This is a genomic window from Marinobacterium aestuariivivens (assembly GCF_042661465.1).
GTDB lineage: Bacteria > Pseudomonadota > Gammaproteobacteria > Pseudomonadales > Balneatricaceae > Marinobacterium_A > Marinobacterium_A aestuariivivens.
In genome coordinates, this window is sequence record NZ_JBHSWE010000002.1 from 108,457 (window position 1) to 131,575 (window position 23,119).

The 23,119-nt window shown below is 59.9% G+C and carries 22 protein-coding genes and 1 pseudogene; 12 read left to right on the forward strand and 11 right to left on the reverse strand.

Features of this window, described 5'->3' with window-relative positions; all coding sequences use genetic code 11:
• Window positions 1–16 precede the first annotated feature (16 nt).
• From ACFQDL_RS31330 to ACFQDL_RS31340, 3 genes are all read right to left on the reverse strand, one after another.
• On the reverse strand, window positions 17–796 hold the full coding sequence (locus ACFQDL_RS31330; RefSeq protein ID WP_379913725.1) for a DUF4391 domain-containing protein: 780 nt from the start codon (window positions 794–796) through the stop codon (window positions 17–19).
• Window positions 793–4,107 (reverse strand): helicase-related protein, encoded by a 3,315-nt coding sequence (locus ACFQDL_RS31335; RefSeq protein ID WP_379913727.1) that lies wholly within the window; start codon window positions 4,105–4,107, stop codon window positions 793–795. Before ACFQDL_RS31335 ends, ACFQDL_RS31330 begins: the two co-directional genes overlap by 4 nt.
• A gap of 93 nt (window positions 4,108–4,200) precedes the next feature.
• Window positions 4,201–4,398: a FitA-like ribbon-helix-helix domain-containing protein gene (locus ACFQDL_RS31340; RefSeq protein ID WP_379913729.1), complete on the reverse strand. Its 198-nt coding sequence runs from the start codon at window positions 4,396–4,398 to the stop codon at window positions 4,201–4,203.
• 278 nt (window positions 4,399–4,676) lie between these two features.
• Here ACFQDL_RS31340 and ACFQDL_RS31345 point away from each other — a divergent pair, with 278 nt between their 5' ends.
• The 3 genes from ACFQDL_RS31345 to ACFQDL_RS31355 are packed head-to-tail and all read left to right on the forward strand — an operon-like array spanning window position 4,677 to window position 6,324.
• Entirely contained in the window at window positions 4,677–5,627 is a 951-nt protein-coding gene (locus ACFQDL_RS31345) for an IS1595 family transposase (protein ID WP_379913731.1), read from the forward strand.
• Window positions 5,628–5,639: 12 nt separating this feature from the next.
• Complete coding sequence (locus tag ACFQDL_RS31350) at window positions 5,640–6,041, forward strand: hypothetical protein (RefSeq protein ID WP_379913733.1); 402 nt, start codon at window positions 5,640–5,642, stop codon at window positions 6,039–6,041.
• Between the two features lie 52 nt (window positions 6,042–6,093).
• On the forward strand, window positions 6,094–6,324 hold the full coding sequence (locus ACFQDL_RS31355) for a hypothetical protein (RefSeq protein ID WP_379913735.1): 231 nt from the start codon (window positions 6,094–6,096) through the stop codon (window positions 6,322–6,324).
• A 30-nt stretch (window positions 6,325–6,354) separates the two neighbouring features.
• Here ACFQDL_RS31355 and ACFQDL_RS31360 read toward each other — a convergent pair whose 3' ends face one another.
• Genes ACFQDL_RS31360 through ACFQDL_RS31375 form a run of 4 tightly spaced genes read right to left on the reverse strand, consistent with a single transcriptional unit; the run spans window position 6,355 to window position 11,381 of the window.
• Complete coding sequence (locus ACFQDL_RS31360) at window positions 6,355–8,304, reverse strand: hypothetical protein (RefSeq protein WP_379913737.1); 1,950 nt, start codon at window positions 8,302–8,304, stop codon at window positions 6,355–6,357.
• Window positions 8,301–8,744, reverse strand: a complete 444-nt coding sequence (locus ACFQDL_RS31365) for a hypothetical protein (RefSeq protein ID WP_379913738.1) — start codon at window positions 8,742–8,744, stop codon at window positions 8,301–8,303. The genes ACFQDL_RS31360 and ACFQDL_RS31365 overlap by 4 nt, the downstream gene beginning before the upstream one ends.
• A gap of 43 nt (window positions 8,745–8,787) precedes the next feature.
• Window positions 8,788–9,597 (reverse strand): PKD domain-containing protein, encoded by an 810-nt coding sequence (locus ACFQDL_RS31370; RefSeq protein ID WP_379913740.1) that lies wholly within the window; start codon window positions 9,595–9,597, stop codon window positions 8,788–8,790.
• Entirely contained in the window at window positions 9,576–11,381 is a 1,806-nt protein-coding gene (locus ACFQDL_RS31375; RefSeq protein ID WP_379913742.1) for a TolB family protein, read from the reverse strand. The genes ACFQDL_RS31370 and ACFQDL_RS31375 overlap by 22 nt, the downstream gene beginning before the upstream one ends.
• A 587-nt stretch (window positions 11,382–11,968) precedes the next feature.
• Between ACFQDL_RS31375 and ACFQDL_RS31380 the strand changes: the two genes are divergently transcribed.
• Entirely contained in the window at window positions 11,969–12,448 is a 480-nt protein-coding gene (locus tag ACFQDL_RS31380; RefSeq protein WP_465264024.1) for a recombinase family protein, read from the forward strand.
• A gap of 180 nt (window positions 12,449–12,628) precedes the next feature.
• The gene (locus ACFQDL_RS31385) at window positions 12,629–13,600 is read left to right on the forward strand and encodes a Vgb family protein (RefSeq protein WP_379913744.1); all 972 of its coding nucleotides are present in this window, start codon (window positions 12,629–12,631) and stop codon (window positions 13,598–13,600) included.
• 193 nt (window positions 13,601–13,793) lie between these two features.
• Here the strand turns inward: ACFQDL_RS31385 and ACFQDL_RS31390 are convergent, their stop codons facing one another.
• The 4 genes from ACFQDL_RS31390 to ACFQDL_RS31405 form a co-directional block, all read right to left on the reverse strand.
• Window positions 13,794–14,678 (reverse strand): MurR/RpiR family transcriptional regulator, encoded by an 885-nt coding sequence (locus tag ACFQDL_RS31390; RefSeq protein WP_379913746.1) that lies wholly within the window; start codon window positions 14,676–14,678, stop codon window positions 13,794–13,796.
• Between the two features lie 18 nt (window positions 14,679–14,696).
• Entirely contained in the window at window positions 14,697–15,008 is a 312-nt protein-coding gene (locus ACFQDL_RS31395) for a hypothetical protein (RefSeq protein ID WP_379913748.1), read from the reverse strand.
• Window positions 14,954–15,334: a beta/alpha barrel domain-containing protein gene (locus ACFQDL_RS31400; RefSeq protein ID WP_379913750.1), complete on the reverse strand. Its 381-nt coding sequence runs from the start codon at window positions 15,332–15,334 to the stop codon at window positions 14,954–14,956. Before ACFQDL_RS31400 ends, ACFQDL_RS31395 begins: the two co-directional genes overlap by 55 nt.
• 62 nt (window positions 15,335–15,396) lie before the next feature.
• Entirely contained in the window at window positions 15,397–15,783 is a 387-nt protein-coding gene (locus ACFQDL_RS31405; RefSeq protein WP_379913752.1) for a RidA family protein, read from the reverse strand.
• A gap of 170 nt (window positions 15,784–15,953) precedes the next feature.
• On the opposite strand from ACFQDL_RS31405, the gene ACFQDL_RS31410 reads away from it, so the two are divergent.
• The 7 genes and pseudogenes from ACFQDL_RS31410 to ACFQDL_RS31440 all read left to right on the forward strand — a co-directional run bounded on the left by ACFQDL_RS31410 (window position 15,954) and on the right by ACFQDL_RS31440 (window position 22,939).
• Window positions 15,954–16,487 carry a TRAP transporter small permease gene (locus tag ACFQDL_RS31410; RefSeq protein ID WP_379913754.1) on the forward strand — a complete coding sequence of 178 codons (534 nt, stop codon included), beginning with the start codon at window positions 15,954–15,956 and terminating at the stop codon, window positions 16,485–16,487.
• An 84-nt stretch (window positions 16,488–16,571) separates the two neighbouring features.
• A complete protein-coding gene (locus tag ACFQDL_RS31415; RefSeq protein ID WP_379913756.1) occupies window positions 16,572–17,849 on the forward strand; it encodes a TRAP transporter large permease in 1,278 nt (425 codons plus the stop codon).
• A gap of 55 nt (window positions 17,850–17,904) precedes the next feature.
• Window positions 17,905–18,957, forward strand: coding sequence for a TRAP transporter substrate-binding protein DctP (dctP, locus tag ACFQDL_RS31420; RefSeq protein WP_379913758.1), 1,053 nt, complete (start codon window positions 17,905–17,907; stop codon window positions 18,955–18,957).
• 181 nt (window positions 18,958–19,138) lie between these two features.
• Window positions 19,139–19,936 (forward strand): annotated as a pseudogene (locus tag ACFQDL_RS31425) (M81 family metallopeptidase); the annotation flags it as partial.
• Between the two features lie 34 nt (window positions 19,937–19,970).
• The gene (locus tag ACFQDL_RS31430; RefSeq protein ID WP_379913760.1) at window positions 19,971–20,600 is read left to right on the forward strand and encodes an MlrC C-terminal domain-containing protein; all 630 of its coding nucleotides are present in this window, start codon (window positions 19,971–19,973) and stop codon (window positions 20,598–20,600) included.
• A 184-nt stretch (window positions 20,601–20,784) separates the two neighbouring features.
• Window positions 20,785–21,846, forward strand: a complete 1,062-nt coding sequence (locus ACFQDL_RS31435) for a D-TA family PLP-dependent enzyme (protein ID WP_379913762.1) — start codon at window positions 20,785–20,787, stop codon at window positions 21,844–21,846.
• 19 nt (window positions 21,847–21,865) lie between these two features.
• Complete coding sequence (locus tag ACFQDL_RS31440; protein ID WP_379913764.1) at window positions 21,866–22,939, forward strand: sugar kinase; 1,074 nt, start codon at window positions 21,866–21,868, stop codon at window positions 22,937–22,939.
• Window positions 22,940–23,119 lie beyond the last annotated feature (180 nt).

A 23,119-nucleotide genomic window follows, 5' to 3' on the forward strand; every position in this document is an offset into this window, starting at 1 on the left:
GATGATTCTCTAAAACTCAGTGGTTCACAGTTGCGGGCTGCCTGGCCTGCAGCCGCGCCAGTTGCTGTTTGGCTTCGCGTAGCTCGCAGTTGATGGCGACGCGCTTGTTAAACTGTTTTTCGCGCTTCAATCGCGATTGAATTCGGTCGATCTCTTTCTGTTTGGCGTCAATGGCTTCCGCCAAAGCGATCCGCTGTTCTAACGAAGGTGCTGACCGTTCGGTGCTTGGTTTGATGTCCCTCTGGCCGGAAATGTCATACCTTGCGGCCGTATCCGTCACACCTTCGTGTGACGGTGGTACGGTCTGTACGCTGTTGCTTGCATCGACCAACGGGGTCAGCAGCTGCTCATAGAGCACCGATAAATTTAGCGCCATGGGCAGCGGTTCACGCTGCGTCTCTTCCGGTTGCCAATCGCTCTCGAAGTAGCGCCCCACCACCCAACGGTTACTGTCCGTTTCATGGGGGCGCTTGTAGGCAGCGGCCAGCTTGATTTGGTCGCGGTAGGATAACTCAAACAGGATCGGAAAGGGGATCGCCTTGTCGATGGCCTGAAGCACCTTGTGATCAAGCCCTGAGGTTTTCAGCTTGACCTGAAACACCTGGATCTCGCTGACCGCTTCAGTCGCCGGGATGTTGATGGTTTCCGGGGCCAGCTTGTAGGCCCAGGTTATCTGATCAACGTCCTGTACGAACAGATCTTTGAGTGCCGTTTTGGCATCCGCATGGTCGTAGATCTTGCGTTTGGGGATAGCGCGGCCAAAGGCAGCGGCTTTGGGCCAGGCAAAGAGCTTCATGCCGTGGCGCCTTTGCTGATGTGTTCGTTGACGCTCTCCGTGGTTTTCTCAACGACTCTCTCGACTACTAAGAAGGCAATCAGCTCGAAGTCATCCAGCCCTTTGATGGTAGTGGTCAGTGCAGTGGTACGGCCCCCGCTGAACAGGCTGTCGATATCATTTTCTTCCTTCACTTCGATCATGGAACGAATCGCTTCACTCAACAGATCGGAGTAGGCGTCCATCTGGCGGCCATCCTGGGTGCGCCCGTTGAAGGTGCGGCATACGGCCTGAACGGGCTCTGACTTGCCTTTGCAACTGGACCGGATCAGATCCAGCAGGCGCTTGACCTCGGTATGATCCGCGACAATCTCGCCATCTTCTGCGATATACACCAAATAATAGGGGTGCAATCGGTTCTGCTGGTTGACGTTGACACTGTCGTGGATGTTTCTCAGTGCGAAGATAACGCCAGGCTGTAAACCCCTGTCCGGTTGTGCGGGTACTACTGCGTGCATGCCCAAAGGCACAGAATCCAGCTCGCCATGCTCCTTGACGTAGTTGAGCAGGTCCATGCGAAAGTCATTCAGCCCCAGGTCGGTAATGGAGATACCGGCTTTAACGTCCTCCAGTTCAATAACCTCGTCCTGCAGCCGCTTGAGCTGTTCCTTGCGGTAGGCGATATCGCTGGATTTGGCGGTTAGCACGTTATCGTCACCTGTAGCGGTGATATCAGTGATCACCATGCGGTTTTCGACGCGCTCCTTGAGGTTGATGTATTCATCCAAGGTGATATCGGGCCAATAGTTGACCAGCTGGATCTGGCTGTTGGGTGAGCCGATACGGTCGATACGGCCAAAGCGCTGGATGATGCGCACCGGGTTCCAGTGGATGTCATAGTTGATCAGGTAATCGCAGTCCTGCAGGTTCTGGCCTTCAGAGATGCAGTCTGTGCCAATCAATATGTCCAGCTCCGCCGTTTCGTTGGGTAAGGCAATAGCCTTTTCCTTTGAGCGAGGCGAAAACAGCGTCAACAGACTCTGGAAGTCATAGGTCTTCTTCAGCGTAGATTTTGGGGCGTCTGAGCCTGTCACCTTGCCCACGTTGAGATTCAGTTGACGTGCCAGTGAAGCGAGGTTGTCGTAGAGGTAATGGGCGGTATCCGCAAATGCTGTAAAGATCAGCACCTTGCGATTATCGGGGTTAATCGGCTGTTCGACCTTCTGGCGGATCTGCTGCAGGAGGTGCTGCAGTTTGGCATCGTCTTCCGGTGTGACCTTGTTGATCGTTTCGAGCAGAGCGTTAATCAGCTCAAGGTCGGTTGAGAGTTCGTGCCGCCATGAGGGCAAGTCCATATCGGCCAGGCTGATTTTGATCTTTTTGCCAACGGTGAAATCGTTGAGACCGGACAGGTCTTCGTCGTCCGGGTCGAAGGTGCTGAAGTCAGCCAGGTCATCAATTATGTCGCTTCTGAGCCCGCTGCGTTCAAAGGCATTGATTGCCTCCAGGGTGCGCAGGATGTTGCTCTGCAGGACGCCCAGGGTCTTTCTGAAGGCGAAAATGGAGCTCTCCAGCCGCTTGAGCAGGTTGGTGGTCATCAAGGCCTGCAGGCTGCGTTCACGGTCCGCTTGTCGCAACTTGCCTCTGCCGCCTTCCACCTGGGTGTCGTACATCTCCTCGTACTTGCGCAACCGGCTTGGCAGTATGTAGCTAATCGGCGCGTAGACAGCCAGTTTGAGCAACGACAGTTGGCCGAAAATCGTGTTGAGGTCTGAAACATCGTCCCGATTGGTGATCGGGCAATGAAACGACAGAGGCTTGCGGCGTTCCGGGAATGGGCCGATATCGCTGGTGTCGTAGAAGGTTTGAATATGCTTGCGTGACCGGGCAATGGTCACAGCGTCCAGCAGCTCGAAAAAGTCGAAGTCCAGGGCCTTCAGAATGGATGCCGCGGTCCGCTCTTCAGGCGGCAGGACGGACCATTCGTTGAAGACCTTTTGCGCCCTGCGGAAGATCTCTTCCACGCTGGTGTGGACTTTGAGGTGCTGCCCAAGTGCATCAGAGTCGCCTTCATACGCCAGAGCCAGCTGGTTGCGCAGATCGGTAAAACGGTTATTGACGGGGGTGGCCGACAGCATCAGTACCTTGGTTTTGACACCAGCCTGAATCACCTTGCGCATCAGCTTCTGATAGCGGGTTTCCCGGTCACGGTAGACATCGTTGTTGCGGAAGTTGTGAGACTCGTCGATGACCACCAGGTCGTAGTTGCCCCAGTTCACTCGGTTAAGCGGGATGCCGAAGGATTCGCCAGAGGTGCGCGACAGATCGGTATGGCAAAGTACGTCATAGTTGAACCGGTCTTTGGCGAAAATGTTGGTGGTCAGGTTGCTGTTGTAGTTACGCCAGTTGTCCGCCAGCTTTTTGGGGCAGAGTACCAACACGGCTCGGTTGCGCAGCTCGTAGTACTTGATGACGGCGAGGGCAGTGAACGTCTTACCCAGGCCCACGCTGTCGGCCAGGATGCAGCCATTGTGGGTTTCCAGCTTGTTGATGATGCCGGTAGCGGCGTCTTTCTGGTAGTTGAACAGCTTGTTCCACACCAGGGTGTCGCGATACCCGGTGAGGTCTTTGGGCAGCACATCTTCGTCAACGTCTTCCAGGAAGTCACGGAAGATGTTGTAGAGCATGGTGAAGTAGATGCGCTCCGGCGAATTTTCCTGGTACACCGACTCGATATGGTCGCAAATGGTGGCCGTTACATCCTGAACCTTGTCCGGATCTGACCAGATCTGGTCGAACAGTTGCAGGTACATTTTGGCGTGTGCCGGGTTATCCATTCGATTCACGAAGTTGGATACGGCGTCACTCTGCTGGTAGCCCAGGTCTACAGCGGTGAAGCCGTTGACCGGCATGTAGGCGGTGCCTTCACCCTGGTGCTCGACATGCACGAAGGGCTGCATGGGAGCCTTGGTCTTGTTGGAACGGAAGCTGGCCTTTTGGCGTATCCATGCGGCGCACTCCCGTGCGACAGCCCGTTGCGTGAGCTTGTTGCGTAGCTGGATCTCGAACTCGGTGCCGTAGAGCCCGGTTTCCCGTTGTGTCTTGGGGATAAAAAACTCGCGGCGTTCCTTCTTCATACGATCTGTCACTTCGTTCGGCACGAAGGTGGGAGCGGTGAAGATGAAATCCAGGCTGTCGATATTGGAAAGCTCGGATTTCAGGGCCTCAAAGGCATAGATTGAAAAACAGGAGGCCGCAATTTTCAGCCTGGAGCCCGGTGTGACTCTTTCCTTCAGGTCGTCACCGAGCAGACGGTTGATGTTGTCGATCATCTCCAAAATCGGCCCTCCTATGGGCACGCCAGCCTGGCTTCACACGTCAACAGGGGAAGTCGCCAATTTCCTGGCGATCAGGTATGCACGGTGTTATCGGTCCTTGTTCGCCTTGTTGTCGCTGCCTCGAGCATCTGCCTCTGTAGCAACCGAGCTGGAGCTGTCGTTTTGCACAGCGCCTGCCAGGATTGCTCGGACCTCTGCTTCCATACTGCGTCCGTTGAGCGCAGCTTTGACACGCAGAGCACGATGAACCTCGTCCGGCAGGTTCCGGACGGTCAGCATTGCCATGATGAGTGTCCTTCAATGCATACAATGCATGCAGTTTATGGTGGCAGCTCGGGGTATGCAATAAAGATGACATCTGAGCACTACGGCCGTGATTCAACGAACGTCGCGATGACCCACGGTTAGGCCAAGTGGGAATCGGGTGGTTCAGTGGCCGGCCGATTCTCGTCTATTGACTGCTTGGGATAAAAAAGTACCTGATTACCCATGATGCTCAGTCATAGCTATACTGTATATGTGTACAGCATGTGTGCATATACAGAACCAGCGGAGGCGGCATCATGGCTAAGAACCAGGTTCAGTTTCAGAAAGGCTACAGCCTGTTCGAGTTCATGCAGGACTATGGCACCGAGGAGCAGTGCGAACAGGCGCTGCTGGCCTGGCGTTACCCCCAGGGCTTCGTCTGTCGCGAGTGTGGCAACAAGACGTATTGCCGGCTGAAAAGCCGCCCGAGAGTGTTGCAATGCAACCGCTGCCGGTATCAGACGACCTTGACCGGCAACACCTTGTTCGCGAGTACCAAGCTGCCGCTGACCAAGTGGTTCCTGGCCCTGCACCTGCTGATCCAAAGCAAGACTGGCATCTCGGCGATGGAACTGAAGCGCCAACTCGGAGTGAACTACGACACGGCTTGGATGATGAAACACAAGCTGCTCCAGGCAATGAAGGAAGCTGACGATCGCCATCCCATCAGCGGCATCATCCAGCTGGATGATGTCTACTGGGGAGGCGAGCGACGTGGAGGCAAGCGCGGTCGCGGCGCGGCCGACAAGACGCCCTTCGTCGCCGCCGTGGCCCTGAACGACAAGGGCCATCCGATCTACATGAGAATGACTGTGGTTGACGGCTTCCGGTCGCAGCCGATCGGCCAGTGGGCACAGCGTCATTTGGCTTCCGGCGGTATCGTCTTGTCGGATGGGTTGGCGTGTTTCAAGGCCACGCAGGAGGCCGGCTGCGAACACCTCGGGTTTGTCGTCGGCGGCAAGCTGGAACTCCTGAATCATAAAGCCTTCAACTGGGTTAATACCATGATCAGCAATGTAAAAAACTCGCTACGAGGCAGCTGCCACTCGATCGGTGCCAAGCATCTTCCCCGGCATCTGGCGGAGTACTGCTACCGGTTCAATAACCGCTTTGATCTGCGTGCCCTGTTACCCAAGCTTGGCCGTCACGCTGTGCGAACACCGCCGATGCCATACCGGCTGTTAAAGATGGCTGAGGTTTTTGGGTAATCAGGAAACTGTTTGAATGCGAACACCACGGCGTTGCGGCAAAAGGTCGATAATCGGAATTATGTTGATTATTCCGAGCTCGGAATAAGCGGCACGCTGACGGCCTGTCTGGACAGCGGCGGCCGGCTCCCGAAGGGGCAGAGGCCACCGGAGCGCTCTGCCAAACCTGTGGCGGCCGGTACCGACTATGCCTGGGAGCGTTTCGGTAATGGCTGGGCTGATGTTGATGGAGACTGCCAGAACTCGCGCCAAGAGGCGCTGATTGCGCAGTCTACGGCACCGGTGCGGTTCGCAAAATCGGATCAGTGTCAGTACATCGCTCGATTCCTGCGGGTGGTGACAACCTATAAGCTGACACTCAGCGAGCAGGAGGCGCGGGACTACCAGGGCATCAGATCACAATGGTGCAGCTAGCGCCTGCTACACTCAACACGCTGAAACCAATTGACCAAAAGGATGTGGTCTTATGAAGAACAGTACCCTGGAAGAGGCTGTCATGGAGCCGTATGTCTCTTTTGTGCAGAGTTCCGATCATAGTGCTCAAGATTTCCGCACCAACCACACCGCTCGGAAAAAGCTTCAAGGCTTCATATTGCTACAGATAGCCTCCAGAGGAGGCCGCGGCGTCAACTTGGACAAAGAAATTGAATTTGTCCTGGACTACGTAGAGCGGGCCGGCCGCACGGTCACCAATTAACTGCTGGCACGAAGCTGATTCGCATATAAATTATTTCAGCACAAAGGTGCCGTCATACTGCTGTCCATCAGGCATTTCGATCGTAATCTCATACGTGCCCTCTGCCAGATCACTTGTCTTCAGGTTATAAATCCACTGACCATCACCGGAATCTCTGAATTGAAAGCCGCTGTCAGCAGATTCACCTGCATCTAGATCCAGCACTTCTAGATCTAACGGAGGTTCACCCTGACGGGTAAGCACAATGATCTCTGGTGCAGTCACATCAGAGCCTGTCAAGACCGTTCCCTGACACGAGAGTATCAGCTTCAGAGGCAGTACCCGTCCCTTTTTAAAGGCTTTATCCGGTGACTCAGGAATCCCACCGCTAGGCGCGAGCGCCGCCAACGGTGACTGGAATCCACCGACGGCTACACTCACTGTCACTAAGACCTCATCAGGGGCGGAGTCCTCTTGCCCGTCATTGACCACAAGAGAGATGGTCGTCGAACCCAGTGGGAGCGAAATGGTTGGTCCAACACCACTGGCGTTGCTGGTATCCCAGGACCAGTCATAGCTGAGTGGGTCTCCATCTGAATCGGAAGAACCCGAGCCATCCAGAGTCACCGCTGTGTCCGTTACGCTGGCGCACTCAACCGACTGATCCATCCCTGCATCGGCTATTGGAGACTGGTTCGTAGGGCCCCGGTCGTGAACGAAGACGTCGTCCCTGCCGTTGGTGTCGCCCGCTACCAGGTTGCTGGCGAAAGAACGAAAAGCCACGAAACGGTCGTCGGAGCTGATAGTGGGCTGAAAACTGGAACCATTCCCCTGAACACCGGCGCTGTTGACGCTCACCCGTTCGGTGTTGCCGGTGTTGCGGTCGTGAACGAAGATATCAACGAAGATGGAGGTGTCACCCGCCACCAGGTTGCTGGCGAAAGATTGATAGGAGACGAATCGCCCGTCGGCGCTTATTGCCGGAGAAGAGCTATGGTTATTCCCCTCAGCTCCGGCGCTGTCGACGCTCACCCGCGAGGTTGTGCCGGTGGTGCGGTCGTGGACGAAGACGTCGTCCCTGCCGTTGGTGTCGCCTGCCACCAGGTTGCTGGCGGAAGAGTGAAAAGTCACGAAACGGTCGTCGGCGCTGATCGCCTGAGTACGGTTAAAGCTGAATCCATTCCCCTGAACGCCGGCGCTGTCGACGCTGATCCGCTCGGTGGTACCGTTGTCACGGTCATGGACGAAGACGTCAAAAGTCCCATTGGTGTCGCCCGCTACTAAGTTGTTTGCAGTGGAGCTAAAGGCCACGAAACGCCCATCGGAGCTGATCCCCGGCTGAAAGCTATGGCCATTGCCCTGCGTACCAACGGTGTCAACGCTGACCCGAGTCGTCTCCCCGCTGTCACGATCGTGGACGAAGATATCAAAAGCCCCGTTAGTGTCTCCCGCCACCAGTGTGCTGCCGTTAGAGGCAAAGGCCACGAAGCGTCCGTCAGCACTGATCGCCGGATCAACATTAAAACCGCCAACCTGATTGCCGGAGCTGTCGACGCTGACCCGCTCGGTGGTGCCAGTGTCACGGTCATGGATGAAGACATCAAAAGTCCCGTTGGTATCGCCCGTAACCAAATTGCTCGCGTTTGAGACAAAGGCCACGAAGCGTCCGTTGAAGCTAATCGCCGGAGAAGAGCTATCGCCGCCAGCCGCCTCATTGCCAGCACTGTCGACGCTTACCCGTTCGGTGGTGCCCGTGTCTCGGTCGTGGACGAACACGTCTATTGTCCCGTTGGTGTCGCCCGCCACCAGGTTGTTAGAGCGGGAGCTAAAGGCCACGGAACGTCCATCGGCGCTGATCATCGGAGCAATGCTGTTGCCATTGCCCTGCGTTCCGGCGCTGTCGACGCTCACCCGCTCGGTGGTGCCTGCATAAAGTGCTCCGGACATGCACAAAAATAGGCCTAAGGCGAGGTTGACCAAGCTGCGGATACGTATATTCATGGCGTTACCTCCCTTTCACTGACCAACCCAAAGGACACAGTAGTGCCGAACGCATCGGTTCCGTCGCCGTGAAACAGGAGCGGCAGTTCCGCGAGCGCCTCGTCTGTGGGTATCCAAGTATTCACCGTCCAATTAATATTGGCGGTAGTACTGACGGCGAGGCTGTCCAGGGTGAGGGGCTGTGACTCTGGTTCCATAACCAGGAGATCGGTTGGTATGGGGAAAAGCGTGATTGCCGAAAGATCGGTATCGCCCTGGTTGCTGAGCATGACATCAAAGGTCACGGCATAGGACCCATCGGATTGTGCCTGGGTGGAGACCCAGGTGTGGCTGGCCGTGACTAACACGTCGGCCTTTGCTGGCAGCGCCCAGGTACCGGCTAAAAGGCCGGCAAGAGCCGTGCAGCAGAGCCAGGAGTGGCATTGATAGACGTTAATCATGATGACCTCCTTGAGGGGAAACGAAAGGTTCCCGTCTCCATAATTACGGCAGCGTAGAGTCATAGCTTTGCCCATCATCTACCGGGACATCCTTCCGATCATGCGGCACTCCGACAGTGACCGCACCGGTGCAACTCTCAAAGCCGTCGTCGGCGACGAAGCTGATCACATAAACCCGGCCGTTCTCCTGACTGCCGTCGCTGAGGCCCGTACGCTCGGCTCGGATGAGGACGGAGTCGGCCGGGTCGGCGATCTGGATCACCGCATCGGGGCTCGAATCGCCATCGCCACCGGCGTTCACGGGTTCGTCTTGCGTCACGGCGGTGATCTGCAACGTCTCGTCGTTGTTGTCCACATCGGTAACCCCCGCAATATTTACTGGTATCAGCTTATGGTTGGGTGGCCATAGTGTGCAGTCGTCATTGTTCTTTATCTTCGATTCCGGGCACACCGCCCGCGCCAAGTGACAGCTCGGCGGATCGTTGATGTTTTGCACATGGATAGTCACCGAATCCGGAGCGGAGGACTTCGGATTGACGGGGTCATCGTCAGTCACGACCAGTGTAAACGTCAGAGTATCGCCGCCGGCACTCACAAAGGGCGCGGTGAAGGTCGGGGTCGGCGAGGTATTGTTGTCGAGCGCCACCGGCCCCGCCCAGTCGAAGCTTAGAGTGTCGCCGCCGTCGGGATCGCTGCTGGCGGTGCCGTCGAGCGCGACCAGCGTTGCCTCGTCCACGGTCTGATCCGGCCCCGCGTTCGCAATCGGTGCGCTGTTCTCTACCACGGTGACGTCGACCGTGTCGGGCGCGCTGAACTCTTTGCCATCGTCGACTACCAGGTCGAAGCTGAGCACGGTGCCGACCCCCAGGGGGCGGTGAAGGTGGGGCTCACCACCGAATCACTGGGCTGGAGCGTGACCGCAGGGCCGGCAATCTGCGTCCAGGCGTAGCCGAGGGGTGTGTCGCCCTCCGGGTCAAAGCTGTTGCTGCCGTCCAGGGTGGCCACTGCCCCCTCCTTGATGGTGCTGTCGTCGCCGGCGTCGGCGTCCGGCGGGTTGTTCACGCTTACCACCGTGATGTCCACGGTGTCGGGATCGCTGAAGTTCCCGGCCCCGTCGTCGACGATTAGCTCAAAAGTCAGGGTGGTGTTGATGCTGACGTAGGGGGCGTCGAAGCTCGGGTTCACCACCGACGGGTCGGACAAGGAGACCGAATCGCCGGCAACCTGACTCCAGCTATAGTTCGTGGCGTAGGCGCTGGCGCTGCCGTCCAGCGTCACAAGAGTGCCCTCATCAACGGCCTGATCGGGGCCAGCATCAGCGATCGGGTCGCGGCCGTGGACGAAGACGTCAAAAGCGCCGTTGGTGTCGCTTGCCACCAGGTTGCTGGCCCCCGAGCTGAATGCCACGAAGCGCCCGTCGGCGCTGATCGCCGGGTTACTGCTGGAGCCATTGGCCTCAACGCCGGCGCTGTCGACGCTCACTCGCGAGGTCGTGCCGGTGAGGCGGTCATGGACGAAGACGTCATTTGTGCTGTTGGTGTCTCCGGTCACCAAGTTGCTGGCGCGAGAGGGGAAGGTCGTGAAACGGCCGTCAGCGCTAATGTCCGATTGGGTGAAGCTATCGCCATTCCCCTCAACGCCGGCGCTGTCGACGCTCATCCGTGAGGTAGTGCCGGTGACACGGTCGTGGACAAATACGTCATAACGACCATTAGTATCTCCCGCGACTAGGTTGCTGGCGCGAGAATTAAACGCCACGAAGCGTCCGTCGGCGCTAATCGCCGGATTATCGCTATCGCTATTGCCCTCAATGCCAGCGCTGTCGACGCTCACCCGAGTGGTGGCGCCAGTGTCGCGGTCGTGGACAAAGACGTCAGGACGACCGTTAGTGTCGCCCGTCACCAGGTTACTGGCCCCGGATCCGAAAGCCACAAAGCGCCCGTCGGCGCTGATCGCCGGACGGGCGCTACCGCCTGCCGCCTGATTGCCGGAGCTGTCGACACTCACCCGAGTGGTGGCGCCAGTAACACGGTCGTGGACGAAGACGTCAAGAGGGTTGGTGTCGCCCGCCACCAGGTTGCTGGCGAAAGAGTGAAAGACCACGAAGTGCCCGTCGGCGCTAATCGCCGGCTCAAAGCTAGAGCCATTCGCCTGGTTGCCGGCGCTGTCGATGCTCACCCGAAAGGTGGCGCCGATGTCGCGGTCATGAACGAAGATGTCCTCTTCACCGTTAGTGTCGCCCGCCACCAGGTTGTTGGCCCCGGAGACGAAAGCCACGAAGCGCCCGTCGGCGCTAATAGCCGGAATATCTCTAGCGCTATCTCCATTGCCTTCAACGCCGGAGCTGTTGACGCTCACCCGAGAGGTGGCGCCGGTGGCGCGGTCGTGGACGAAGACGTCACCAGTGCCATTGGTGTCGCCCGCCACCAAGTTGCTGGCACCAGAGCGAAAGGCCACGAAGCGCCCGTCGGCGCTGATCGCCGGAACATTGCTAAAGTTATTGCCCTCAACGCCGGCGCTGTTGACGCTTACCCGTTCGGTGATACCGGCCAATGCAAATGTTGAAATCAACACCCAGCCAAAGAAAGCCGCTGCGACCTTTCGCGAAAAAAGAAGTAATGCTTTTCTTATAATCATGAGGGTTCCTCCCCAACCTCAATACCGGGAAAGGAACGTGCCCCACTCGATACCATTGGCCCTGTCATGGAACGTGAGTCTTGTCCTCCAATGCAAGATGACGATTTTGCATCTGCTCAGCATGATCCATGCAATTTGCAGGCAATAATGAATAATCGGTGACAATCCAGTCAGTTATAGGGGATATAAGAGAGTAATGCGGCGCACTAACGTAAGATTGGCTTAACACCGAAATACTGCACTGCACAAAAAATGTTTTTATTACAGTAGGTTATGGAAGGTATCGGGTTGTTGTAAAATAGATACGGGATTTATCTGGATCTTTACATTTGTAAACCACATTCTTAAGGCGACTGCACCAGTTCATCGGGTTGGCCGCCATGTGTGCAGAGGACTTCTGAACGATGCCGGTCAGTAGATCTCTTGACCGAACATGCGAGCAGACCGGAACCGCTCCGCACCAAATCTCTGTCTTGTCCGGAAAACGATCGTTAGACGGCCATGCCGACAGTGTCCAACAATAGGCTTGTTTAATGAGTTTTCGGACAATAAGATAAACGGACGGATTAACGGACAAAGGACGACCAATGGCGCTGATCGGCTATGCGCGAGTATCGACAGCGGAGCAGGACACTGCCTTGCAAACAGATGCGCTTCGCAAGGCGAGTTGTGAGCGGATCTTCGACGACACCGTTTCTGGGGCTAAAGCTGACCGCCCCGGACTGACGGCTGCCTTGGAGTTTCTGCGCGACGGGGATGTGTTGGTTGTGTGGCGGCTGGATCGGCTGGGACGTTCCCTGCCGCATCTGATCGAGGTAATCAGTGCACTGGAGGCCCGTGGCGTCGGGTTCCGATCGCTGACCGAAAACATCGACACCACCACACCGGGCGGTCGACTCATCTTTCATGTGTTTGGCGCATTGGGCCAGTTCGAACGTGACCTGATCCGCGACCGCACTAAGGCGGGGTTGGCGGCTGCCGCCGCCCGTGGTCGTAAAGGGGGCGCAAGCCCGTCGTCAACGATGAGAAGTTACAACTGGCGCGGGAGCACATCGCCAAAGGCCTGAACGTCCGCGAGGCTGCCGCGCGCCTCAAGATTGGGAAGACTGCCCTATACGCCGCATTGAAGGCGAGTAAGTCGGGGTGAGCGCAGGATTCAGATAAGCAGCCGGCATTGGAGAAGGGCAGATCTGGCCGCTCTAGTGGCTACACTGAAGTGAGTCTCTACAGCGAGGAGGGAGCCGAAGATGAAAGCACTAGCTTCACTGTGTGGGATTCTCTGCACATGTATGAGTGTCACGCTATATGGCACACCTCTTAAAGGTGGTGACATGTTGGTGGCAGATCCGCACTACGACGCCATCGTCAAGGTCGACCCACTTACCGGGAACAGAGAATTCTTCTCGGGAGGAGTGGTTGGCAGCGGGCCAAGCTTTGAAGGGGTAGTCGGAATCACTCTGGACCGGTTCGGCAATGTCTTTGTGACTGATGAGGTTGCCAATGCAGTCTTTGCGATTGACCCGACTACGGGCGACCGACAGATCTTGTCATCAGATGATTTGGCCGTAGGCACGGGACCTGCTCTTGCTCGCCCCTTTCATATTGATACTGCGTCGACTGGCGATCTTCTCATGAGTGACTTCGGGCGGGACGCTGTTATGAAGGTGAATCAAACTACAGGAAACAGAAGCATCCTGTCGGACCTTACCCACGGAAATGGCCCCCTCTTTCTGGCTCCGGAAGGGCTGGCAGTTGGCCGAGATGACTCAATATACGTTGGGGATTTTGCCGCCGTTATTAAGGTTGATCCGGACACCGGTGATAGGACTGTCATATCGTCGACAAACGAGCCGGCATTTGGTCTGGTGGGGAGCGGGCCTTCCTTCAACTCGGCACTGCCAGGAGTGTTTGTTGATCAGCATGATGACCTTTATGTCATCAACCCGGAAAAAGGCCTCTTCCATGTTGACACCAGCACCGGCGATCGTACCTTGGTGTCAGGTCAAGGCGTGGGGGCTGGGCCAGTGTTCTCTTCCCCCGAGACGTGTTCGGGGATGCTGCCGGTCGCCTATTGGTTGTTGATATTGGGCTTGACGCGGTTGTCAGTGTTGACCCGTCGACCGGTGACAGAAGCATCATTTCCAATGCTAATAACGGCGGTGGAGATAACTTTCAGATTCCGCTATCAGTTGAGGCTTTCCGGGCCATTGTTCCGGTGAGGCTTCACCATGACTGAGATGTTGCGCTAATGCCGGCGTGGCGATAATCCCTGTTTCGTTAAATCTGCTGCCCACGCGTAGTGCTATCGACTTCTGAAATTCCGTGCAATCGCCTTCTGAAAAATGACAACTTCCTCGCCGCCAATGACCTCGGAGAAATCGTGTTTGTAGTCGAGAGCGCCATTATTACAATTCAGTCTCCCAGCGGCTGGCTGTCCTCGTGGTCGCGGTACGAAACCAGCTGGTGCTTGATGCGGCGCACGTTCTCCAGCGCCGGGGCGCCGATGGCGACGGCGAGTTCCGAGGCCAGCACGTCGATCACCGACAGCAGCGCATAGCGCGAGGCCGTCGGCTGGTTGACGAACTGCTTCTCCTCCGGCACGTCGACGGGGAGCAGGATGTCGATATGCTCGCTCAGCGGCGAGCCGGGCCGGGTGATGCCGACGGTCGTCGCTTCGTAGTGTCGCGCGATCTCGCAGGCGTTGGTCAGGTCCGGCACCCGGCCGCTGGTCGAGATCGCGATCAGCACGTCGCCTTTTTTCAGCGTCGCCGCGACCATCTGCAGCATCTGGCTGTCCTGGTAGGCGTTGACCGCCAAACCGAGGCGGAACAGCCGGTGCTCGGTATCCTGGGCGACGATGGTGGAGCCGCCGCCGCAGCCGAAGACCGCGATGCGGCGCGCGTTTTGGATCGCGCTGACCGCGGTTTGGATCCGTTCGCTGTCGAACAGGCCCAGCTGGATCTCCAGCGCCTGCTGGGCACGGCGCACCACCTGTTCGGCGGCTTCCGAGTGGTTGCCCGACGACGTCTGGCCGGTCAGGAAGCGCTCGCCGACGGCGCGGGCCTGCGCCAGGTGGACCTTGAACTCCCGCAGGCTCTTGAAACCCAGCTTGCGGCAGAAGCGCGTCACCGTCGGTGTGCTGGTGCCGGACCATTCGGCGAGCTCGGTGGTGCTGGCGTGAACCGCGCGGTCGACATCCGAGAGGATCAGCTCGGCCAGGCGCTGGTCCGCCTTGCTCATGGACGGCTTGTTCTCCTTGAGCGTCGAGACGATATCGGGGGCTACGGGCGGCGACATGGTCGGCGTATCCTTTGGTTAATACAAATGACTGCCGGCCTGGCACACCGTCGCGATCGAGGCGAAGTGCCGGGCCGCGGCTTCCAGCGCTTCGCGAGGGCGTTCGGAGCGGAACAGCGCCGAGCCCAGGCCGACGCCGGCGATCCCGGCATCCAGGTAATCGGCCAGGTTGCCCGAATCGACGCCGCCGGTGGGCACCAGGCCGGTGCCGGCGGGCAGAACGCTTTTCAGGGCGCCCAGGTAGGGCAGGCCCAGCGAGTCGGCAGGGAAGATCTTCAGCAGATCGGCGCCGGCCGCCGGGCGGAAAAGCAGTCGGTCGGAGTATAACACCCCGGTATCGAAACCATACCCCTGGCCTTGGTCTGCCGGATCACGTCGGGGCTGCAGTTCGGCGAGATGATCAGTTCACCACCGGCCTCAAGGACGTCGTCCACGTCCCGAGGCGTCAGGACGGTGCCGGCGCCCAGCACCAGCCGGTCGCCATGGTGGCAGCGGATGGCGGCGATGCTGTCGAGGGCACCGGGGCTGTTCAACGGAACTTCCAGTATGGTGAAACCGCAATCGAGCAACAGTCCGCTCACCGCGACGGCGTCGTCCTGACGCAAGCCGCGCAGGATCGCGATCAGCGGCATCTGTTTCAGGGCTTGTAGCAGCATGCTAAGTTCCTCTTGGGAAGCCGGTGCCGCCGACGGCGGCACCGGGCTCGAAATGGCCGCGCTTACTTCGGATCCTTGTAGGCGATGACGTCGATTTCGACCTTAGCATCGACGACCAGCGGTGACTCGACGGTGGAGCGGGCCGGCGGGTGTCCCTGGAAGTACTCCTTGAACACGCCATTGAAACTCCAGAAGTCACGGGCATCGTCGAGCCAGGCGTTGACCTTGACGACATCTTCGAGACCGTAGCCGGCGTCCTCGAGGATCGCCTTGACGTTCTCGATGGCCTTGCGGGTCTGGGTCACGATGCCGCCTTCCACGACCTCACCGTTCTCCATCGCCACCTGTCCCGACACGAACAGGAAGCCGCCGGCCCTGGTGGCTTTCGAAAACGGCAGCTCCTGGCTGCCGGCGCCCTTGCCGGCGAGGTTGAAACGTTCGATGGGCATGTTGAGCTCTCCTCTTATGCGTGAAGACAATCTTCAGACGAGATATGAAGATAATCTTCTTTATTTGAAATTTCCAGTTGATTTTTACTGCATGCAGGTGCATATTTTTAACCGTTAATGAAGATTATGTTCATAAGCGGACTGATAACGATAATAGAGGAGGTCATCCAATGGGCATGATTCGTCGGCTGGGAACCCAGCTAAGCGGCAGGATCAACCTGCTGAATCAGTGGGTCGTCGGTCTGCTGATGGCGGCCCTGTTGATCGACGTCTGGATCGGCGTGCTCGACCGCTACCTGCTGCACTGGCAGATAAGCTGGGTCGAGGAACTGGCCCGTTACATCATGATCTGGGCCATTTTGCTGGCGGTACCCTGCTGCAGCGCCGCGCGGGAGCACATCGGCCTGACGACCGTCACGTCCAAGCTGCCGCGCCACCTGCGCCGCCACCTCGGCATCCTGGTGGACCTGCTCTGCGTACTCTTCTTCGGCTATATCGCCTTTGCCGGCGCCGGCCTGGTCATGAAGGGACTACAACAACTGTCGACCGTGTTCGGGCTGCCGATGGCTTATCCCTATGCGGCGATCCCGGTGGCCTTCGGGCTGGCGGCATTCCAGAGCCTGTTCGCGCTGCTGCGATGGTTCGAGCCGGGTTACGACACCGAGTTTACCGAGTCCGAGCTCGAGAAGGCATCTGCGCAGTAAAGCCTCTCGACCGATACAAAACCGATGGGCCTGTTCGCCAGGCCGTTCACTGGACTAACAACAAGAAACCCTGGGAGTGATTCGATGTTAATCGCCCTGATTCTGGTCGTACTTCTGATAATCGGCACGCCGGTCGGCGTGGCCCTGGGGATCGCCGGTCTGGCCGGCCTCCTCGACATCGGCGGCATGCATTTCGCGTCGCTGGCGCCGTCGAAGGTCTTCAACGGCCTCAATATCTTCCCGTTCTTGGCGATGCCGTTCTTCATCCTCGCCGGCGAAATCATGAACCACACCGGCATCACCTCGCGCCTGGTGCTGTTCGCCGAGGCCCTGGTCGGGCATTTCCGCGGCGGCCTGGCGCACTCCAACATGGTGGCGTCGGTGTTCTTCTCCGGTATTACCGGCGCCGCCACCGCCGATGCCGCCGCCTTCGGCCGTACCCTGGTGCCGGCGATGGTGGCGCAGGGATACACCCGCTCCTACGCCTGCGCCGTCACGGCCGCGGGCTCCATCATCGGCCCGACCATCCCGCCGTCCGGCCTGATGGTGGTGTACGGCTCGCTGATGGGCGTGTCGATCGGCGGCCTGTTCGCCACCGGTATCCTGCCCGGGCTGCTGATCTGCCTGGTCTGCATGGCGATCATCGCCGCGATGGGGCGGCGCAAGAACCTGCCGAAGGCGGCCGAGGGCCCCTCTCTGCGCCTGATCCTCAGCCACTTCCGCGGCTCGATTCTGGCTCTGCTGATGCCGCTGATCATCCTTGGCGGTATCGTCAGCGGTATCGTGACCCCGACCGAAGCGGCCTCGGTTGCGGTAGCCTACGCGCTCTTCATCGGTGCGGTGATCTACCGCAACCTGAGCCTGAAGGCGCTGTTCCGGATGCTGATCCGCACCGCGCAGATCTCGGCGGTGATCTACCTGATCATCGGCGCTGCCTCCATCTTCGGCTGGTGGCTGAGCTTCAACCAGATTCCGCAGGCGATCGCGACCTTCTTCAGCGGCCTGTCGGACAACCCGGACGTCATCCTGCTGATGATTATCGGCCTGCTGCTCGTCGTTGGCATGATCATGGACATCAACGCCATGCTGATCATCCTGGCGCCGGTGCTGGTGCCGCTGACCGAGCAGATCGGCATGGACCCGCTGCACGCCGGCATCATCTTCGTGCTGGCGCTGAACATTTCGCTGATGACGCCGCCGGTCGGGGCTTGCCTCTTCGTGCTGTCCTCAGTGACCGGCGAGAAGCTGGAACGCATCTCGGTGGACCTGACGCCGTTCCTGATCGGGCAACTGGTGCTGCTGCTGGTGCTCGCGTTCTTCCCCGAGGTCACGCTCTTTATCCCGAGGCTGCTGGGGTACTGACCCCGGCAACCTGAAACCCTGACGTTACCACCCTCAAGACCCAAGAGAGACGACAATGAAAAAAATACTTAAGTCCGTAGCCACCACCACTTTTATCGCCTCGCTGGCGGCGGCTGTGCCGATGACGGCCCAGGCGGAGAAGGTGCTGCGTTTCGCGCATGACAACAAGGCCGACATGTTCGAGAACCCGGCGCACGCCTTCACCGGCGTGTTCAAGAACATCGTCGAGGCGGCCAGCAACGGCGAGATCAAGGTCGAGGTCTACCCCAGCAACCAGCTCGGCTCCGCCAAGGAGCACATCCAGATGGTCCGCGACGGCCAGATCCAGGGTACGCTGGCTTCGGTCGGCGCCCTGGCCGGCTACTACCCGCGTATCGGCGTGCTGGACGTGCCCTTCGCGTTCAACAGCAATGCCGCCACCTACGACGTCTTCGACGGTGGCTTCGGCAAGGCGCTGGCCGGCGACATCGAAGGCTCCCTGGGCGACGTCAAGGTGTTGGGCTTCCCCGATACCGGCGGTTTTCTCGGTGACCAACTCCAAGCAGGCGATCGAAACCCTGGAGGACTTCAAGGGCATCCGCATCCGCACCATGACGCTGCCGACCCACCAGAAGATCATCCAGTCGCTGGGGGCGAAGCCTATCCGCTGGCCTGGGGCGAGGTCTACTCGTCGCTGCAGACCGGCGTCATCGACGGCCAGATGAACCCGGTGCCGACCGTCACCTTCGCCAAGTTCGATGAGGTGCAGCAGTACCTGACCCTGACCAACCACCTGTTCGCGCCCTATACGCTGCTGCTGAACAAGGCTTTCTACGACAGTCTCAGCGACGAAGAGCGCGGCATCATCCACTTCGCGGCCCAGTCCGGCATCGTCGCCGGCCGCGGCGTCGCCCGCGTCATCGAAGCGTCCGACCGCGGCCTGGCCGGCCTGAAGGAGAAGATGGAGGTCAACGCCCTGTCGCCCGAAGAACGCGTCCGTTTCCGTGACGCCACCCAGCCGGTACTGATCGAAACGATTCGCGAAGCCCAGGACGACGCAGGCGACAAGCTGCTGGACATGTTCCTGAGCGAGTCCCAGAAAGCGAACGAGCAGCAGTACCTGAAGTGATCCCCTGGCGGTGCAAGGATGCACCCGCTCCAACGGCTAACGCGAGCTTTTGACAAGCAAGGGTTTCGCAAAACGCCGCCCGGCTTCCAGAGGCGGTGATGCCGCAAGCACGGAAGCCCGATCCATTACTGGGTAAATCGCCCCGGCCGTACGGCCGGGGCACCCAATACCGAGGTGTGATATGAAAGTATTCGTGGCCTCGCTGGCGACCGAGACCAATACGTTCTCGCCGGTGTTCACCGATATGTCTTCGTTCAAGGAGAGCTTCTACGCGGGGCCCGGCGAACATCCGGACACTCCGACGCTGTGCAGCGGGCCCTTCATCGCCTGCCGCGAGCAGATACCGGCGCAGGGCTGGGAACTGGTCGAAGGCACCGCGACCTGGGCCGAGCCGGGTGGGCTGGTCAATCGCCGCACCTACGAGCAGCTGCGCGATGAAATCCTCGATCAACTGAAGGCCGCGATGCCCGTCGACGGCGTGATTCTGGGACTGCACGGTGCTATGGTCGCCGACGGCTACGACGATTGCGAAGGCGATCTGCTGGAGCGGGTGCGTGCCATCGTTGGCCCCGAAGCCACCGTTGCCGCCGAGTTCGACCCGCACAGCCACCTGACGGCCAGGCGGGTGGCCAACGCCGACCTGTTGGTGGCGTTCAAGGAGTTCCCCCATACCGACTTCGTCGACCGGGCCCGCGACCTGGTGAGCTTGGCGATCCGCCGCATGCGCGGCGAGATCGACACCACCAAGTCGGTGTTCGACTGCCGCATGATCGAGGTGCTGCCGACCAGTCTCGAACCGATGCGCGGTTTCGTCGACAAGCTGGCGCGGCTCGAGCAGGAGCCGGGCATCCTGTCGATCTCGGTCATCCACGGCTTCATGGCGGGCGACGTGCCGGAGATGGGCACCCGGGTGCTGGTGATCACCGACGGCGACCAGGCCCGCGGTGATGCGCTGGCCGAGGAGCTCGGCATGGAACTGTTCTCGTTCCGCGGCAGGACCCGCCCCCTACGTCATGCCGGAAGAGGCGGTTCGCGAGGCGCTCGCGTCCGAACACCAGCCGGTGGTCATCGCCGATGTCTGGGACAACCCGGGCGGCGGGGTGGCCGGCGACGCCACCCTCGTGCTGCGCAAGATGCTCGAGATGGGCGTGACCGATTTCGCGCTCGGGACCATCTGGGACCCCGTGGCGGTGCGTTTCTGCATGGCGGCCGGCGAAGGTGCCCGCATCCAGTTGCGCTTCGGCGGCAAGGCCGGTGACAATGCGGGGGCACCGATGGACGCCCGCGTCGAGATCCGCCGGATCGTGCCCGGCGCGATGCAGAGTTTCGGCGACAGCCGGGTGCCGCTCGGCGACAGTGTCTGGATCCGCCTCGAGGGCACCGAGGTCGACGTGATCCTCAACAGCGTGCGTTCCCAGTCGTTCTCGCCGGACCTGTTCAGCAATCTCGGCGTCGACCCGAGCGCCAAGCCCATACTGCTGATCAAGTCGACCAACCACTTTTACGATGCCTTCGCGCGGATCAGCGACCATATCATCTACTGCGATGCCGGTGCGCCTTATCCGAGTAATCCCCGGACCAACGCCTACCGCAAGCTCACGCGGGCGATCTGGCCGATCGTGGAAGATCCCCACGCGCTGTAGAGAAAGCAGAGTAGAGTGCTGGTGAACGTAGTAAACCGCACCAGACATTCGGGTGCGGTTCGCAGGCTCACCGGCATTCTACAGGCTGCGCCAATCCCGTTCGCACCGGGGAAGTGCCCTTCGGGTACGGCGCCCCTGCGCGAACTCATCGGGCGAATTCACGCCGGAAACAGGAGAAAAACCGATGCTGTACCCGGAACTGGACACCCCCTGCGTCGTGATCGACGAGGCGAAGGTGGACGCGAATATCGAAGCGTTTCAGCGCTATTGCGATCTGCACGGCATTCAGGTGCGTCCCCATATCAAGACCCACAAGTTGCCCTACCTGGCGCAAAAGCAGCTCGACGTTGGTGCGAAAGGGATCACCTGCCAGAAGATCGGCGAGGCCAAGGTGTTCGCCGACGCCGGCTTCGACGACATCCTGATCAGTTACAACATCGTCGGTGCCGCCAAGCTCGAACGACTGCGCGCCCTGGCGGCAAGGGTGCGGTCCCCGGCGGTGGTAGCCGACAGTGCGGCGGTGCTGGACGGTTTGTCCGCGGCCTTCGCCGACAGCGGCCTGTCGCTGGACGTGCTGGTCGAGTGCGATACCGGCGCCGGCCGTTGCGGCGTTCAGAGTCCCGAGCAAGCCGCGGAGCTGGCGGCCCGGGTACAGCAGTTGCCCGGCCTAAGGCTGCGCGGGCTGATGACCTATCCCGCGGCCTACAACGAGGCCCGGGTGCAGCAGTGGTTCAGCGAAGCCACGGCGCTTTGCGAGGCGCGCGGAATCGAACTGGAGGTGTTCAGCAGCGGCGGCACGCCCAGCATGTGGCACGCCCACGAGGCGCCGGTCGTCAACGAGTACCGCATCGGCACCTACGTCTACCAGGACCGGTCGCAGGTGGCGGCGGGCGCCTGTGGCGAGGACGACTGCGCCCTTGCGGTGCTGACCACGGTGATCAGCGTCCCGGCACCGGGCCGGGTCATCGTCGACGCCGGCAGCAAGGCACTGACGTCCGACCTGCTGGGGCAGGACGGCTACGGCCAGGTGGTCGGATACCCCGCCGCCCGGGTCAGGAGCCTGAGCGAAGAGCACGGCATCCTGGATTTCGGCGCCTGTGCGTCGTTGCCGGTCGTCGGCGACCGGCTGCTGATCGTGCCGAACCACGCCTGCCCGGTGTCGAACCTGTTCGACGAAGTGCATTTCTGCCGCGATGGCAAGCTCAGCCACAGCCGTCAGGTGGACGCGCGGGGCAAGGTCCGCTAGACGCCGGAGGAGAGTGATCATGCCATACGATATCGTTGCACTCGGAGAGACCCTGCTGCGCCTGACGCCGCCGCATCTGCAGCGCTTGGGCCAGAATGCGCAGTTCGACCTGCACGTCGGCGGCTGCGAGGGCAATACGCTCAGCGCCATGGCGCGCCTGGGTCTCAACTGTGCCTGGCTGTCACGCCTGCCAAACCATGAAATGGGCGACCTGGTACGTCAGTTCCTGCGTCAGCACGGGGTCGACGTCAGCCATGTCTGCGACGGTGGCGACGATCGCCTCGGCATCTATTTCTACGAGCCGGGCAGGGCGCCGCATCGCAGCCAAGTGATCTACGACCGGGCCGACTCCGCGATGGCGCGGATGCAGCCCGAGGAGCTGCCGGAAGCGCTATTCCGGCCCGGCGCCGCCCGGCTGTTCCATACCTCGGGCATCACCCTGGGTCTGTCGGACTTGGCGCGCGCCACGGCCGAACGGGCGCTGGAACTGGCCCGAGGCGCCGGCATTCCGTGCAGCCTGGACGTCAACTACCGGCAGCGGCTGTGGACGCCGGAGGCGGCGCGGGCGTGCCTGGATCCGCTGCTGCCACGGCTCGACCTGCTGTTGATCGCCGAACGGGACATCGCGACGCTCTGGCCGGAGCTGGCGGCGGAGAGTTTCGAGGACAGCCTGCGAAGGCTGCAGTCGCTGGCGCCCGATACGGTGCTGGTGATGACCCGCGGCAGCGCCGGTGCCGCACTGCTGACGCCGGACGGCGCGCTGCACTGCGTGCCCGCGTTCAAAGCCATCGAAGTGGAGCGGCTGGGCGGCGGCGATGCCTTTGCCGCCGGTTTCCTCAGCGCCTGGCTGGAAGGTGAGCCGCACCAAAAGGCGCTGCAACGGGGGCTGCCGTCGCGGCATTCAAATATGCGACGCCCGGCGATATCGCTTGGATTGACCGTAGGCAGTTGGAGAGACTGCTGGCCGAGCCCAAGGGGGCCGGAATTCGTCGATGAGCAATGGGCGAATAATCCTGTTCTATTAAATAGGTGCGACCAAATCGCCCAGCATTACCGATATCGACGGGGAGGTGACAGCAATCAATTGGTGTGACATTGGCCACGGTGAATACCGTATCAGCGTGTGGCGGAAGTATGACCGCAGCCTGGGACTCTTAAGCTGATCTTCTCTCTCCCTCACGTGAAAGCTTCAGTCCCAGCCTGCCGCGGGCAGATCGGAAACTCTCTCAAGTTCTTGGGGGCGCTGTCAGCGGTTGGCTGGCGCGCAAGGACG

Excerpts from the sequence above, each read along its gene's own strand:
- ACFQDL_RS31330 (WP_379913725.1), bottom strand. The coding sequence starts at position 796 with ATGAAGCTCTTTGCCTGGCCCAAAGCCGCTGCCTTTGGCCGCGCTATC.
- ACFQDL_RS31335 (WP_379913727.1), bottom strand. The coding sequence starts at position 4,107 with ATGATCGACAACATCAACCGTCTGCTCGGTGACGACCTGAAGGAAAGA.
- ACFQDL_RS31340 (WP_379913729.1), bottom strand. The coding sequence starts at position 4,398 with ATGGCAATGCTGACCGTCCGGAACCTGCCGGACGAGGTTCATCGTGCT.
- ACFQDL_RS31345 (WP_379913731.1), top strand. The coding sequence starts at position 4,677 with ATGGCTAAGAACCAGGTTCAGTTTCAGAAAGGCTACAGCCTGTTCGAG.
- ACFQDL_RS31355 (WP_379913735.1), top strand. The coding sequence starts at position 6,094 with ATGAAGAACAGTACCCTGGAAGAGGCTGTCATGGAGCCGTATGTCTCT.
- ACFQDL_RS31360 (WP_379913737.1), bottom strand. The coding sequence starts at position 8,304 with ATGAATATACGTATCCGCAGCTTGGTCAACCTCGCCTTAGGCCTATTT.
- ACFQDL_RS31365 (WP_379913738.1), bottom strand. The coding sequence starts at position 8,744 with ATGATTAACGTCTATCAATGCCACTCCTGGCTCTGCTGCACGGCTCTT.
- ACFQDL_RS31375 (WP_379913742.1), bottom strand. The coding sequence starts at position 11,381 with ATGATTATAAGAAAAGCATTACTTCTTTTTTCGCGAAAGGTCGCAGCG.
- ACFQDL_RS31380 (WP_465264024.1), top strand. The coding sequence starts at position 11,969 with ATGGCGCTGATCGGCTATGCGCGAGTATCGACAGCGGAGCAGGACACT.
- ACFQDL_RS31385 (WP_379913744.1), top strand. The coding sequence starts at position 12,629 with ATGAAAGCACTAGCTTCACTGTGTGGGATTCTCTGCACATGTATGAGT.
- ACFQDL_RS31390 (WP_379913746.1), bottom strand. The coding sequence starts at position 14,678 with ATGTCGCCGCCCGTAGCCCCCGATATCGTCTCGACGCTCAAGGAGAAC.
- ACFQDL_RS31400 (WP_379913750.1), bottom strand. The coding sequence starts at position 15,334 with ATGCTGCTACAAGCCCTGAAACAGATGCCGCTGATCGCGATCCTGCGC.
- ACFQDL_RS31405 (WP_379913752.1), bottom strand. The coding sequence starts at position 15,783 with ATGCCCATCGAACGTTTCAACCTCGCCGGCAAGGGCGCCGGCAGCCAG.
- ACFQDL_RS31410 (WP_379913754.1), top strand. The coding sequence starts at position 15,954 with ATGGGCATGATTCGTCGGCTGGGAACCCAGCTAAGCGGCAGGATCAAC.
- ACFQDL_RS31415 (WP_379913756.1), top strand. The coding sequence starts at position 16,572 with ATGTTAATCGCCCTGATTCTGGTCGTACTTCTGATAATCGGCACGCCG.
- dctP (WP_379913758.1), top strand. The coding sequence starts at position 17,905 with ATGAAAAAAATACTTAAGTCCGTAGCCACCACCACTTTTATCGCCTCG.
- ACFQDL_RS31430 (WP_379913760.1), top strand. The coding sequence starts at position 19,971 with ATGCCGGAAGAGGCGGTTCGCGAGGCGCTCGCGTCCGAACACCAGCCG.
- ACFQDL_RS31435 (WP_379913762.1), top strand. The coding sequence starts at position 20,785 with ATGCTGTACCCGGAACTGGACACCCCCTGCGTCGTGATCGACGAGGCG.
- ACFQDL_RS31440 (WP_379913764.1), top strand. The coding sequence starts at position 21,866 with ATGCCATACGATATCGTTGCACTCGGAGAGACCCTGCTGCGCCTGACG.